Annotated in this window: 14 protein-coding genes and 1 pseudogene; 9 read left to right on the top strand and 6 right to left on the bottom strand. The window is 72.8% G+C overall.

From position 1 onward, the window contains the following. Positions 1-517: 517 nt before the first annotated feature. Genes ACGF8A_RS15710 through ACGF8A_RS15700 form a run of 3 tightly spaced genes read left to right on the top strand, consistent with a single transcriptional unit; the run spans position 518 to position 2,417 of the window. Positions 518-1,549, top strand: coding sequence for an iron-containing redox enzyme family protein (locus ACGF8A_RS15710; protein ID WP_393108329.1), 1,032 nt, complete (start codon positions 518-520; stop codon positions 1,547-1,549). 21 nt (positions 1,550-1,570) lie between these two features. After that, the gene (locus tag ACGF8A_RS15705) at positions 1,571-2,224 is read left to right on the top strand and encodes a HemK2/MTQ2 family protein methyltransferase (RefSeq protein WP_393108327.1); all 654 of its coding nucleotides are present in this window, start codon (positions 1,571-1,573) and stop codon (positions 2,222-2,224) included. Further along, on the top strand, positions 2,205-2,417 hold the full coding sequence (locus tag ACGF8A_RS15700; protein ID WP_393108325.1) for a CDGSH iron-sulfur domain-containing protein: 213 nt from the start codon (positions 2,205-2,207) through the stop codon (positions 2,415-2,417). The genes ACGF8A_RS15705 and ACGF8A_RS15700 overlap by 20 nt, the downstream gene beginning before the upstream one ends. A gap of 137 nt (positions 2,418-2,554) precedes the next feature. Here the strand turns inward: ACGF8A_RS15700 and ACGF8A_RS15695 are convergent, their stop codons facing one another. Continuing rightward, positions 2,555-2,989 carry a protease inhibitor gene (locus ACGF8A_RS15695; RefSeq protein WP_393108323.1) on the bottom strand — a complete coding sequence of 145 codons (435 nt, stop codon included), beginning with the start codon at positions 2,987-2,989 and terminating at the stop codon, positions 2,555-2,557. Between the two features lie 326 nt (positions 2,990-3,315). Here ACGF8A_RS15695 and ACGF8A_RS15690 point away from each other — a divergent pair, with 326 nt between their 5' ends. From ACGF8A_RS15690 to ACGF8A_RS15680, 3 genes are all read left to right on the top strand, one after another. After that, positions 3,316-3,870 carry a hypothetical protein gene (locus tag ACGF8A_RS15690; protein WP_393108322.1) on the top strand — a complete coding sequence of 185 codons (555 nt, stop codon included), beginning with the start codon at positions 3,316-3,318 and terminating at the stop codon, positions 3,868-3,870. A 188-nt stretch (positions 3,871-4,058) separates the two neighbouring features. Continuing rightward, positions 4,059-4,754: an alpha/beta fold hydrolase gene (locus tag ACGF8A_RS15685; RefSeq protein ID WP_393108320.1), complete on the top strand. Its 696-nt coding sequence runs from the start codon at positions 4,059-4,061 to the stop codon at positions 4,752-4,754. A gap of 84 nt (positions 4,755-4,838) precedes the next feature. After that, positions 4,839-6,008 (top strand): lactate 2-monooxygenase, encoded by a 1,170-nt coding sequence (locus ACGF8A_RS15680; RefSeq protein ID WP_393108318.1) that lies wholly within the window; start codon positions 4,839-4,841, stop codon positions 6,006-6,008. A gap of 87 nt (positions 6,009-6,095) precedes the next feature. On the opposite strand, the gene ACGF8A_RS15675 is transcribed toward ACGF8A_RS15680, so the two are convergent. From ACGF8A_RS15675 to ACGF8A_RS15665, 3 genes are all read right to left on the bottom strand, one after another. Then, entirely contained in the window at positions 6,096-7,706 is a 1,611-nt protein-coding gene (locus ACGF8A_RS15675; RefSeq protein WP_393108316.1) for an RICIN domain-containing protein, read from the bottom strand. Between the two features lie 498 nt (positions 7,707-8,204). Beyond that, complete coding sequence (locus ACGF8A_RS15670) at positions 8,205-8,582, bottom strand: toxin Doc (RefSeq protein ID WP_393108314.1); 378 nt, start codon at positions 8,580-8,582, stop codon at positions 8,205-8,207. 3 nt (positions 8,583-8,585) lie between these two features. Then, a complete protein-coding gene (locus ACGF8A_RS15665; RefSeq protein WP_393108312.1) occupies positions 8,586-8,831 on the bottom strand; it encodes a hypothetical protein in 246 nt (81 codons plus the stop codon). 239 nt (positions 8,832-9,070) lie between these two features. Between ACGF8A_RS15665 and ACGF8A_RS15660 the strand changes: the two are divergent. After that, positions 9,071-9,350, top strand: a pseudogene (locus ACGF8A_RS15660) (arsenic transporter); the annotation flags it as partial. 448 nt (positions 9,351-9,798) lie between these two features. Next, positions 9,799-10,617, top strand: a complete 819-nt coding sequence (locus ACGF8A_RS15655; RefSeq protein ID WP_393108310.1) for a phytanoyl-CoA dioxygenase family protein — start codon at positions 9,799-9,801, stop codon at positions 10,615-10,617. A gap of 150 nt (positions 10,618-10,767) precedes the next feature. Here the strand turns inward: ACGF8A_RS15655 and ACGF8A_RS15650 are convergent, their stop codons facing one another. Together ACGF8A_RS15650 and ACGF8A_RS15645 are read right to left on the bottom strand one after the other, a co-directional pair. Then, positions 10,768-11,241: a MarR family winged helix-turn-helix transcriptional regulator gene (locus ACGF8A_RS15650; RefSeq protein ID WP_393108308.1), complete on the bottom strand. Its 474-nt coding sequence runs from the start codon at positions 11,239-11,241 to the stop codon at positions 10,768-10,770. A 179-nt stretch (positions 11,242-11,420) separates the two neighbouring features. After that, complete coding sequence (locus tag ACGF8A_RS15645) at positions 11,421-11,645, bottom strand: hypothetical protein (RefSeq protein ID WP_393108306.1); 225 nt, start codon at positions 11,643-11,645, stop codon at positions 11,421-11,423. 146 nt (positions 11,646-11,791) lie between these two features. Between ACGF8A_RS15645 and ACGF8A_RS15640 the strand changes: the two genes are divergently transcribed. Continuing rightward, positions 11,792-12,268 (top strand): MarR family winged helix-turn-helix transcriptional regulator, encoded by a 477-nt coding sequence (locus ACGF8A_RS15640; protein WP_393108304.1) that lies wholly within the window; start codon positions 11,792-11,794, stop codon positions 12,266-12,268. Positions 12,269-12,277: the final 9 nt, after the last annotated feature.

Below are 12,277 nucleotides of genomic sequence, written 5' to 3'. Positions count from 1 at the left end.
CCGAGGAGGTCCTGCGCGAGATCCGCGACGCCGAGCGCCGGACCGAGGAAGGACGCGCCGAACGCCGGCAGGGCGGGGAGGCCGGCGAGGCGCTCACATCCGACGCACGGGCCCGGCAGGAGTCGCAGGGGGACCGAGGGGCGGGCCGGGTGAGACGCCCGGGGGCCCGTCGGATCGGTGACGACGCGCCGGCCCCGCCCCACCCGGGACACACCGCCGGGTGGAGCGGAACCCATGGGCGTCCGGCCCGCCGGACACGGACCGGACTCGCGGGGCGAACACCCGTCCGCCCCGACGGTGACGCCGGCCCGCGCTGGGCGCACGGGCCTGCGCCCCGGGACGGACGGGGCGACGCGCCCGGGCAGCCGGACGAAGGAGGCGTCCGGCCCGCGGCGGACAGGTCCCCGGTACGGACATCGCCGCGCCGGACCCGAGAGGGACGACGCACAGGCGTACCCCTGCCGCCGGGTGCCACTCGGATGGGAGACCCGGCGCCACCTGGGGTACTCGGGCCCGCATGACGCACGACCACCACGAACCACGGCTGCCGTCCGCACGCGGCCCCCTGTCCGCCTCGGTCATCGAGTACCTCCGGGGCGCGGGCCCGCTGCCCGGCACAGAGGAGACCGCGGGCGCGGCCCCGTACGGCGACGACCTCCAGCTCGCCCTCTACCTCTGCTACGAGCTCCACTACCGCGGCTTCGCGGGCGCGGCGGAGGACCTCGAGTGGGACCCGGGCCTGCTGGGCGCCCGTGCCGCGCTGGAGGACCGCTTCCTGTCCGCCCTGCGCGCCGGCACGCCGGTCCACGACAGCGTCGACGACGCTCTCGCGGAGATCCTCGTCGAACCGGTCGACGGCACCGGAGTCACCCACTTCCTGCGCGACAGGGGTGAGCTGTGGCAGGTGCGCGAGTACGCGGCCCAGCGTTCGCTCTACCACCTCAAGGAGGCGGACCCGCACGCCTGGGTGCTGCCCCGGCTGTGGGGCAGGGCGAAGGCGGGAATGGCGGCCGTGGCGTTCGACGAGTTCGGCGGCGGCCGCCCGGACCGCGTCCACGCCCTGCTGTACGCGAACCTGATGACGGACCTGGGCCTGGACACGGCCTACGGGCACTATCTCGACGCGGCCTGCGCCGAACTGCTCGCCACGGTGAACCTCATGTCCCTGTTCGGTCTGCACAGGTCGTTCAGGGGCGCCCTGGTGGGCCACTTCGCCGCCGTGGAGATCACCTCGTCGCCGGGTTCCAGGCGGCTCGCCGACGCCATGCGGCGGACCGGGGCCGGCGCGGCCGCCGAGCACTTCTACGACGAGCACGTGGAGGCCGACGCCGTGCACGAGCAGGTGGTACGGCATGACGTCATCGGTGGTCTGCTGGCCGCGGAGCCCCACCTGGCCCAGGATGTCGCCTTCGGGATCGACGCGACCGGGTATGCCGAGGACCGCCTCGCGAAGCGGCTGCTCACCGACTGGCGGGCCGGCAGGTCGTCACTGCGTGTGCCCCTCGGAGGCGAGACCGCGCACCAATCCGAAATCTCCCATATTTCTTGATTGCCGGGGTACCTGGTCGACGTGAATCCACTGGTGCCACCCGGCGTCTACACGCCTCAGGAAGACACAGACCTGCTGGCCGAGGCCCTGTCCGAGGAACCGCTGCCACCGGGAGCGGAGCTGCTCGACGTGGGCACCGGCAGCGGGGCGCTGGCGCTCACGGCGGCGCGGCGCGGCCTGCGGGTCACGGCCGTCGACGTCTCACGGCGCGCGGTCTGGGCCGCCCGGATCAACGCCCGGCTGTCCGGACTGCGGGTCCGCATCCTGCGCGGGAATTTGTTCGAACCGGTGCGGGACCAGACGTTCGACGTCATTCTGGCCAACCCGCCGTATGTGCCCGCCCCGGACGGAAATCCCGAGCCGCGCGGCACGGCCCGGGCATGGGACGCGGGCCACGACGGGCGGCTGGTCCTGGACCGGATCTGCCGGGAGGCACCCGCCCTGCTGCGCCCGGGCGGGGTCCTGCTGATCGTCCACTCGGCCCTCAGCGGACCCGAGCGGACCCTGACCCTGCTGCGCGCCGCCGGCCTGAAGGCGAGCATGACCCGCCGTCGCCGGATCGCCTTCGGCCCCGTGCTGCGGGAGAGACAAGGGTGGCTGCGCGAGCGGGGGCTGCTGTCCGCCACCGAGGACAAGGAAGAGCTGGTGGTCGTCCGTGCCGAACTCCCCGTCTGACACCCCGCGCCGGATCGCCGTCCAGCGCCGCGGGCCGCTGCTGGTGGAGGGGCCCGTGGAGGTGGAGCTCGAAGACGGTACGACCGTCTCCTCCGACCGCTTCCGGGTGGCTCTGTGCACCTGCCGGCGCAGCCGTCGCTATCCGTGGTGCGATACCAGCCACCGGGACCGCGCCCGGCAGCCGGACGAATGATCCCAGGGGTCGGCGGGCGGCCCCACTCCGCCCGTCCGACCCCTGGGGCGAGACCCCAGGGCCCCCGCGACGACGGCCCGCACTCCCCAACTGCGGGTCGTTCGCGGCATTCACGGGGGCCCGGCGATCCCGGTCCCTCAGAACGCGAAGACGCTCGTCCCGTACGAGTTCTTCACGCACTCGTTGGCGAAGGTGCGCTCATAGGAGACGTACTGGCCCCGCCAGACGCCGTCCACGCGGACGACCACGGGGTCGTACTCGCGGGTGCACCAGACTCCGGTCCTGGTCTCCAGGGCGTCGAAGTTCCCGTCGGCTCCGCGCAGTTCGGCGCAGGCCGCGACGGTGTTCGGGTGCGTCCCGGACGCCTTCGGGGCGCAGCTCAGCGTCACCGCACGCTCCGGGGTGACGGTGGCCGAGCTCTCTCCGTGGCCCGTGGTGAGCACCAGGGCGGACGGGGCGTAGAGCGAGGCCGGTTCGGCGGCGGGGCTGGCGTGCGCGGCTCCGGTCAGGGGTCCGCAGACGGCGGCGGCCGTGAGGCCGAGGGTCGCTGCCCAGCGCGCGGGGTTCCGCATTGTGTGCATCCTTCCGCTTGATTGCGTGTCGTGCCGGAGTGGGCGGTTGGTTGATGCCCGACCGGCGACCGCGAGTCTGCCGAGTCCGCCGCCGAAATACACGTCGACCCCATGCGTTTCGGTAACCTTGCGTATTGAAGCAGTGGCGTGAAGTCACGGAGTTCGAAGGTTCCACCCCCCGGAAGTCGCCGTTCTTGATCACCCCGCGTGACCCAATGGCTGGATCTCTGCGGTTTGTTAATCGGCCTGAAACATTCCGGATCCGTTCGGGGCGTAGTCCGTTTTGACCCCTTGTGTTCATGAGCGCGTCGAGTAATCGTCATTACATGATTACGGCAGAGCAGCAACAGCAGCTACGCGGCTGGTTCGCAGGCCGGCTGCCGGACGACCTCTTCGAGGAACTGACCGAGGTCACGGCCGACCGCGAGGAGATCACCGTGATCGGCCGCATCCCCACCCCGCGGCTGGCCGAGGACGCCTCGGCGGGCGAGCGGGAAGCGGCCGCGCGGAGCCGGATCGACGAGTTCCGGGAACGCACGCGGGAGGATCGGATCGCGGTGGCCCGCGAGGCCGAGCACCGGTTCCGCCGGAAGGTGTCCTGGGGTGTGGAGTGCGGTGGACAGCGGGCGCTGTTCACACACGTGGCGGCGCCGGTCATGACCAGGTTGCGGCAACCGGAACGCCAGGTCCTGGACACCCTGATCGCCGGCGGCGTCGCCCGCAGCCGCAGCGACGCGCTCGCCTGGTGCGTACGCCTGGTCCAGCGCCACACCGACGACTGGCTGACGGAACTGCGCGACTCCCTCGAACACGTCCAGCGCGTACGCGCGCAGGGACCCGACGCCGAGCCCACGCAGGACACCACCCGCGAAGGCGAGTGACCGACGGCGGCGCCGGAACCGTCCAGGCCCGGCGTGAAGTCGGAGGAACCGGCATGCCCGCCGGCAACCCCGGACAGCCGTGGGGCCGCCGGGGCCGACCTGGCTACCGGCGTGGGCATCGTCCTGCCCCGGCGCGCACGGCTCAGCCGCCCTGCCCGATCACCGGCCCGGCGCGCTACGTTGCCGCCATGACCGAATTCGTGCTTGTGGCAGGTGCGTGGCTGGGCGCGTGGGCGTGGGACGAGGTGGCGGCGGAGCTGGACGGGGCCGGGCACGGGGTGCGTCCGCTGACCCTGTCCGGCCTCGCGGAGCGGAAGGACGTACCGGCCGTGCAGCAGACGCATGTGCGGGACATCGTCGACGAGGTCGAGCGCCTGGACCTGCGGGACGTCGTGCTCGTCGGGCACAGCTACGCCGGGATCCCGGTCGGACAGGCCGCCGGGCGGATCGGCGACCGGCTGGCCCGGATGGTCTTCGTGGACGCCGCCGTCCCCGTCGACGGGGAGTCGTTCCTGTCGGCGTGGCCGAGCGACCATGTGCGCGCGGCGATCGAGAAGAACGGCGGCTTCTGGCCTCCCTTCACCGCCGAGGACTACGCGGGCCAGGACCTGACGGACGACCAGATCGCCCGGATCATGCGGGAGTCGACCCCGCACCCCGGTGCGACGCTCACCGAACCGGCGGTTCTGTCCCGCTCACCGGGCGACCTGCCGGCGACGTACGTCAAGTGCCTGCTCGACGGGGAGGAGCCGATGGGTGCGGCGCGGGACCTGCTCGCCGGTGAGCGGTGGGAGCTGGTGCGGATGGACACCGGGCACTGGCCGATGTTCTCCCGGCCGCGCGAACTCGCCGCGGTTCTGGGCCGGTCGGTCGCCGGGGAGTGAGGCGTACCGCTGGACGGACCTGCGCCTACTCGCCAGTATCGTCCAGACGACGCGGCTCGACGGCGAGAGGGCGGGGACCTGGCGATGGCGAAACACTGGGCCGACTTCCAGTACGAGATCTATCTGAACGGAATGACGGGAGCCGTGCCCCGGCTGCCGGCCGACCTGACCCGTCTCGAGGAACTCACCGAGCGGCGGCTCGGTCCCGGACCCGTCGGCTATGTCGCGGGCAGCGCCGGGGACGGCAGCACCGCCCGCGCCAACCGGGCGGCGCTCGCGCGGCGCCGGATCGTGCCGCGGATGCTGCGGGACGTGCACGAGCGGGATCTGTCGGTCGGATTGCTGGGCCGCACGCTGCCCGCGCCGGTGGCCCTGGCGCCGGTCGGGGTGCTGTCGATCATGCATCCGGACGCGGAGTGCGCCGCCGCACGGGCGGCAGCCGCCCAGGGCGTGCCGTACGTGCTCTCCTCGGCGTCCAGCACGCCCATCGAGCAGGTCGCGGAGGCGATGGGAGACGCCGAGCGGTGGTTCCAGCTGTACTGGGCCAAGGACCGCGAGGTGACCAGGAGTTTCCTGAACCGGGCGAAGGCGGCCGGCTTCGGCGTCCTGGTCGTCACGCTGGACACCCCGCTGCTCGCCTGGCGGCCGCGCGACCTGGACCAGGCGTATCTGCCGTTCCTGCACGGTGTAGGCACCGCCAACTACTTCTCCGACCCGGCGTTCCGGGCGGGGCTCGCCAAGCCCGTGCACGAGGACCCCAACGCGGCGGTGATGCACTTCGTCGGCATGTTCGCCGACCCCGCCAAGACGTGGCCGGACCTGACGTTCCTGCGGGAGAACTGGGACGGCCCCATCGTCCTCAAGGGTGTTCTGCACCCGGACGACGCCCGCCAGGCCGCGGACGCCGGGATGGACGGTGTGGTGGTGTCCAACCACGGCGGCCGCCAGGTGGCCGGTTCCGTGGCGGCGGCCGACGCGCTGCCCGGCGTGGTGGCGGCGGCCGGCGACCGGCTGACGGTGCTGTTCGACAGCGGGGTGCGCACCGGGGACGACGTCTTCAAGGCCCTGGCGCTCGGCGCCCGGGCAGTGCTGGTCGGACGACCGTACGTCTACGGTCTGGCCCTCGACGGCCAGGCGGGCGTGGAGCACGTGATCCGCTGTCTGCTCGCCGAACTCGACCTGACACTCGCCCTGTCAGGACACGCCACCCCCGCGACCGTCGGCCCGGCCGACCTCGTGGAGGGGCCCACCTGACCGCCGCTCGCAGGACGCCCCCGGCGCCGGCACCGAGCGCCGGGGGCGCCGGGCCGCGCCCCCCGCCCGCGTTGCCGCCGGACGGGCCTAGGACCCGCTCCCCAGCCCTGCCTGCCGCGCCGACGGGTCGGCCGTCTCCGCGACCGACAGCGAGCCCGCACCGGCCGGCTGCGGGTCGGTCAGCCACCGCTGGTCCTCGGAACCGTCACGCACCTTGACCACGATGTCGGCGCCCGGGTCCCCGGTGGTGACGGAGAGCGCGAGCTGCTCGTCCCAGCGGGGCAGCAGCTCGCCCCGCACGGTGAGGTCGTAGCGCACGTCGTCGGCCCGCTCGTCCTGCTCCGCGGCGCACGCGCCGAGGATGACGACACCGGCGTCCGCGTGCGAGTCCAGGCACACGGCGGGGTCGGCCACACTGCGCAACTGCCCGTCCGCCTCGTACGTCCATTGCTGGGTCGGCTCCGACGAGCACGCCTCCAGTACTGCCCCGGCGGCCTCCTCGGCCTCGCCGCGGATGTCGAGGCAGAGCTCGCTGGCCGCGTTGCGCAGCCGGGTCTGCCGGGGCGCGTTCGGGAGCTGGGCGGTGCCGGGGGCCGTGGGCTGGGCCTGGGTGCCGGTGCCGGGAGCGGATCCGGTGCCTTCGGTGGCGCCGGCGGAGGCCGTGGGGTCGGTCTCACCGTCGTAGGACGACAGGGTGGTGGCCAGGAGGGTGCCGAGCAGGGCCGCGGAGGCGATGCCCGCGCCGGTGCGCAGCGCCCGGGACGAACGCCCGCTCATGTCCGGGAAGTGGGCCAGGATGCCGCGCCGTTCCCCGCGGCGGGCGCGGGCCCGGCGGGCCGCGGCACGGGTACGCGGAAGGTGCTGGCCGCGGCCGGGCCGGGAGTCGAAATATCGGCGGCTGCCCCAGCCGAGCACGGCCTCGGCGAGCAGGACGCCCAGCCCGCCTTCGAAATGGCTGAGCTGCTCGGCGGCGTCACGGCAGTGCCGGCACTCCACGAGATGCTGCTGGACATCCGGCAGCAGGGCGCCGCCACGGCGGATCGGGACATCGAGCAGGCGGTTGTAGTAGCGGCAGTCCTGGGACGGCGCGAGTTCCTGATGGGCCCGTACACAGCCCTCACGGAATTTGTCCCGGGCCTGTTCGAGGATGGCCGACGCGGTGTCGGTATCCATGCCGAGCAGAACGGCGGGGAAGGTGATCGGCTCCGCCTCGACCTCGGAGTGCCACAGCAGAGTGCGGGCCGCTCCGGGAAGGCCCTGGAATGCGCGTTCGGCCAGCTTGCGGTTTTCCGGCGTCATGGACTTCGCGGCCCGCATACCACGTCCCCCGGCCGGTTTCTGCAACTCCGGCAGCGCGCCCGCTATTCGCTCCTCCGACGACCACATCCGGACGATGTCGCGCACGGTCACCAGCAGTCGCGGCCGCAGCGCCTCTCCCGGCTCCCCCAGGGTGAGGCGGTCGAAGACCTGGTGGCAGGCGGCCGAGGTGACCATGGACGCGATGCTCGCCGAGGAGGCGAGGCAGATCACCGCGTAGTCGTGCGCCGACTGCCAGTGGCGGGCGATCAGCAGCGCCGTGGAGTGGGCGACTTCGACGTCCGGTACGCCGGTCAGCCGGGCGGCGAGGGCGGCGTCGGATTCGGCCGGATCACCGCCGGCCGGCGGGTGAGGCGGACGAGGCGGGTGGGGGGTGGGCACTGAGCGGATTCCTTCCCACGCAAGGTGACACAGGAGTTCTGTCCGTCAAAAAGGGAGGCCCAGTTGGTGCGTACCTTTTCACCGGACGCGAGGGGCGTGAATTGTGCGCGTGCGCCCGGCCATTACCCCCCGCCGGAGGGTTCACCTTTGCACAGCTCGCTCTCGACCAACAAGGCGGTTGGGCAACATCCGCACCACTGACAGAAAGTTAAATTCGGTGGCATCTCTTGAACCTGGCTCGCCATTAGCCATTTCGAGCGCCCCGTGTGAAACTCCTGCACGCGGAGCCTCCCGTACGCACGCTCCCACGGGGCACGGTCACCGAGTCCAATGGAAGCCGGCCTCTCCCACCGGGCCCCGCGCAGGACGGCGGCACTCCAGCGCGAGGCGGCCGCCGGCCCTGTTCCTCCCACCCCGGCAGGCGGCCCCGGGACGGGAGGGACGGCCGGTTCCGGAAACCGGGGGCCGTGCAGGTGGGTGCCGTGAGCCGGGCGCGTGTCAGATCTGCCAGGAACGCAGCCGGTCCGCCGCCCCGTACACGTCCGTCCTGCCGTCGGTCAGGTCCCGGGTGAGGTCCACGAGGGCGCCGTGGGGCGGGTCGATGCCGACGCCGCTGACGAACATGTAGGCGACGGCGGTCGCACAGGCGAAGCGGGCGTTGGCCGACGGCAGGGGCCTCAGCAGGGCGAGGGTGTGCAGCAGGGCCGCGGCCCGCCAGGCGGGATCGGAGTTCACACCGAGGCGGGGCGGATCCACACGGTGCCGGGCGACGGCGGCGACGAGGGCGGAGAAGTCGTTGATCGCCGGCTGCTCCGGCAGGACCTCCTCGTGCCGCTGGAGCAGCCACGGCACGTCGACGTGCAGGACAGGTGCCATCGGTCAGGCGACCCGTCCCTCGCCGGCCGCGGGCGGCTCGTCGTCGGGGAAGGCTGCCGCGAACTCGTCCGCGTGGGTGGCGAAGAACCGGCGGAAGGCCTCGGCGCCTTCCTGCAGTGCCCGGTGCCGGGCTATGTCGGCTGCCGCCGCCTCACGCACGAGGGCCTTCATCGACGTACCGCGCTCCTTGGCGATCCGCCGCAGGTCCTCCAGCTCGCGATCACTGAACTCCACGTTGAGGGCTGGCATGCGTTCACGGTACCGCCCAGGTACTTACTCGTAAATACGGCCAGTTCAGAGGGGTCAAGAGACGGTACCGGACGAACAGGGGGTGCTCAGGATGCGGGAGAAGTGGGTCACATTGCGCATCCCCGTGGCGGCGCGGGAACGGCTCGCCGTCACACCGCTGCGGGGCACCTGGTGCCGCCCGCCGGAGCGGGCCGGTACCAAAGGGCCGGTCTCACCGGACTCCTGCCCTCAGCGTCCTGCTCGCCGCCGTGCTGGGGTGGGCCGTACTTCGCCCGCTCCGGCTGCCGGAGGCGGTTCTCATCCTGGTGCCGCCGGCCGCCCCGTCCGGGGCCGGGGCGGTGCCGGCGGTGCTGCTCGGCGTGAACACCGGCCCGAACCTGACATACGCGGGGACTCTGGCGACCCTGCTGTGGCGGCGCATCGTGCAGCGGCACGGGCACCGCAGTCGACGTACGGGAGTTCACCCGGCACGGGCTGCTCACCGTGCCGCCGGCGCTGCTCGCGGCGGTGGCGGCGCTGTCGCGGCAACCGGCGGTGTCGGACACGGGAGCGCCAGGGCGCCGGCCACAGCGGGAGCCGGGATGCCGGCCAGCCGGGGCACTTCTCGTGGCCGGTCGCCTGCCCCGGGACGCCCTCCCACTCGACCGGGGTGTGCGCCGCCAGGCCGGAGCACCGCCCGGTGTCACCCAAGTGGCCCAGCCGCGCGTCACCGGCGCGCGGCATGGTACCCGCCGCAAATGCTTCCACGGGCAGTCCGGTTCGGACGGACGCAACCCGCGTCGCCTGGCCGATCGGCGGTGCGGCCCGGAGACTGGTCGAAGTGGCCGATCACCACCAGGCCGGGCGGCGGGGACGACGCACCGGGCGCGGCAGCCTCGGGCAAGTCGTCCGCGGGCAGGGGATCCGTTCCGCCCACGTTCCGGCCTGGCGTGGTGTACCGGGGACACCTTCACCGAGGAGTGGACGCATGACAGCCACGGACATCGGCGCCGCCGGCCGTCCCATCCTGACCCAGGAGGGGCTCGCACGGTTCCAGGAGGACGGCTTCACGGTGCTGCGCGGGCTGTTCGGGCCCGACGAGATCGACGGCCTGTGCGCGCAGTTCACGGCGCTGCACGCGGGCGGTCCGGTGCCGGGCCACTTCCAGCCGCGGGACGGCGACGACCCGCTCGCCGCCTACCCGAGGGTCATGCATCCGCACGAGATCAACGGCCTGGCACTGCGGTTCCTGCTGGACGCGCGGCTGCGCGCGGTGCTGGAGGTGCTGCTCGGCGAGGAAGCGCTGGCCGCGCAGAGCATGTTCTACTTCAAGCCGCCGGGCGCCCGGGGGCAGGCGCTGCACCAGGACAACTTCTATCTGCGGGTCGAGCCCGGCACATGCGTGGCGGCGTGGGTGGCCTGCGACGTGATCGACCGGGAGAACGGCGGGCTGGAGGTCGTGCCGGGCACCCACCTCATGGACATCTTCTGCCCGGAGGAGGCGGACGAGGCGGTGTCGTTCGCGCGGGAGTACGTGCCGCCGCCGCCCGGGCTCACGCCCGTGCCGGTCGACATGCGGCCGGGTGACGTGCTGTTCTTCAACGGCAGCCTGGTGCACGGCTCCGGGCCGAACCGCGCCGCCGACCGTTTCCGCCGCTCGTTCATCGGCCACTACGTGGGCCGCTCCACCGAACGCATCGGCGGCCACTACCGGACCCTGACGATGAACGGCGACCGGGTGCCGCTGCCCGAGAGCGAGGGCGCGGGCCCGTGCGGCACGGAGTTCGCACCGCCGGGCCCGCACTGAGCCTCAGTGCCCCGAGACGGGGTGCGGGGTGCTCCTGCCGTCGGAAGGGGGCTCCGGGGCGAGCGTACGTCTTCGCGCGCACTCCGACGGGAGCGTGGTCACCGCCGGCCGGCGACCAGGATCCGGGCGGCGGGCAGCCTCCCGCTCCGGTCAGGTGGCGATGCTGCGCATCGCCACCGCGAGCTTGCCGAGGTCCAGGTCCGCCAAGTGGTCAAGGAAGTGGCGACGCACCGAGGCCAGGTTGGTCGGGTAGGCCTCCTCCAGCCGCGCGAGGCCCGCGTCGGTGAGGATGGCGTTCCAGCCGCGGGCGTCCTGCTCCGACCTGACCCGCCGGATGAGCCCCTGGCTCTCCAGGCGGCCCGCGAGCCGCGTCATGCCGCTGAGCGACATCTCGCCGACCTCGGCGAGGTCGCCCATGCGCAACTGACGGCCGGGGGCCTCGGAGAGGTTCACCAGGGTCAGGTACTCGGTGAGGGAGAGCCGCTGCTCCCTGATCATGTCGGCGTCGATGGCGCGTGGCAGGGAGTAGACGACGCGGCTGAGTGACCGTACGACGGCCTCCTCGTCCGGGGTGAGAGGTCGCAGCCCCCGCTCAGCGGGTTCAGGCTGCCGTGCTCGTGACATGGCTTCATATTACTTGCTCGGCGAAGGACCTGACCGGGGTTCCGGACAGCGGTGGGCGGCACCCCGGTGCACACCGCGGTGGCGCCGCTCCGTGGGGGATGCGCCGGGTGCCCGTCCCGCACGAGGCGGGGCATGCCCGTCGCGGGACGACCCTCAGGCGGCGGGGTACTGCGGCCGCGTCACGCGGCGCGCAGCGGGGCGAGGGCCTGGCTCCAGGCCGGCACCTGGTCCAGCATGGTGTTCAGCGCCTCCACCTGGAAGTCGCCGGGCCTGAACTCGCTGAAGTCCTCGAAGTCGTTGAACAGCGACAGCGCCACCTGTGAACGCACGTCGGCCATCTTGGCCACGGCTTCGCCGTTGCGCCCGGGACGGGTGCCGCCGAGGATGATTCCGATCCTGATCATTCCAAAGCCCTCCATCAAGGCACTCCCGGCCCGGTCCGGGATATATTTGCTTCGACAAGCAACTTAGGATGGTATTATTGCTTCGTCAAGTAACTGCTTTCGAGGGGTCCGGCCGGCCCGCGTCTCCGGCCGCGAGGGGTGGGGCGATGTCCTCCGCGGCGCCGGAACCGGCACCAGCCGCCGTGCCGGCGCGGCCGCTCACCGCGCAGGAGGAGGCCGTCGTCCGGGCCCTGCCGCATCTCGTCCACGCGTTGCCGCGCGCCGTCGACGGCGACATGGTCCGAGAGCGGCGGCTGACCCTCACGGAGTACCTGACGCTGATGCACCTCTCCGAGGCGCCGGACCGCCGGCTGCGCATGGGCGACCTCGCCGGCGTCTGCGGCATCTCCCTCAGCGGCGCGACCCGGGTGGTGCACCGGCTGGAGAGCGAGGGGTGCGTCCGGCGGGTGCGGTGCGGCGAGGACGGCCGCGGCCGGCACGCCGCCCTCACCGACGCCGGGCTCGCCCGGCTCGAATCGGCCTGGCAGGCCCATCTTGCCGCCGTCCGCCGCCACTTGCTCGACCATCTGGCCGGCCTGGACCTCAGAACGCTGGCCACCGCGTTCCAGGACATCGCGACCTGAGCACCGCGC

It is taken from the genome of Streptomyces sp. NPDC047706, assembly GCF_043204795.1.
In the GTDB taxonomy this organism is placed as follows: Bacteria; Actinomycetota; Actinomycetes; order Streptomycetales; family Streptomycetaceae; genus Streptomyces.
The sequence above is the reverse complement of the archived record's forward strand: the minus strand, read 5'-3'. Positions and strand labels throughout refer to the sequence as shown.

Excerpts from the sequence above, each read along its gene's own strand:
- ACGF8A_RS15710 (WP_393108329.1), top strand. The coding sequence starts at position 518 with ATGACGCACGACCACCACGAACCACGGCTGCCGTCCGCACGCGGCCCC.
- ACGF8A_RS15695 (WP_393108323.1), bottom strand. The coding sequence starts at position 2,989 with ATGCGGAACCCCGCGCGCTGGGCAGCGACCCTCGGCCTCACGGCCGCC.
- ACGF8A_RS15690 (WP_393108322.1), top strand. The coding sequence starts at position 3,316 with ATGATTACGGCAGAGCAGCAACAGCAGCTACGCGGCTGGTTCGCAGGC.
- ACGF8A_RS15685 (WP_393108320.1), top strand. The coding sequence starts at position 4,059 with ATGACCGAATTCGTGCTTGTGGCAGGTGCGTGGCTGGGCGCGTGGGCG.
- ACGF8A_RS15680 (WP_393108318.1), top strand. The coding sequence starts at position 4,839 with ATGGCGAAACACTGGGCCGACTTCCAGTACGAGATCTATCTGAACGGA.
- ACGF8A_RS15670 (WP_393108314.1), bottom strand. The coding sequence starts at position 8,582 with ATGGCACCTGTCCTGCACGTCGACGTGCCGTGGCTGCTCCAGCGGCAC.
- ACGF8A_RS15665 (WP_393108312.1), bottom strand. The coding sequence starts at position 8,831 with ATGCCAGCCCTCAACGTGGAGTTCAGTGATCGCGAGCTGGAGGACCTG.
- ACGF8A_RS15655 (WP_393108310.1), top strand. The coding sequence starts at position 9,799 with ATGACAGCCACGGACATCGGCGCCGCCGGCCGTCCCATCCTGACCCAG.
- ACGF8A_RS15650 (WP_393108308.1), bottom strand. The coding sequence starts at position 11,241 with ATGTCACGAGCACGGCAGCCTGAACCCGCTGAGCGGGGGCTGCGACCT.
- ACGF8A_RS15645 (WP_393108306.1), bottom strand. The coding sequence starts at position 11,645 with ATGATCAGGATCGGAATCATCCTCGGCGGCACCCGTCCCGGGCGCAAC.
- ACGF8A_RS15640 (WP_393108304.1), top strand. The coding sequence starts at position 11,792 with ATGTCCTCCGCGGCGCCGGAACCGGCACCAGCCGCCGTGCCGGCGCGG.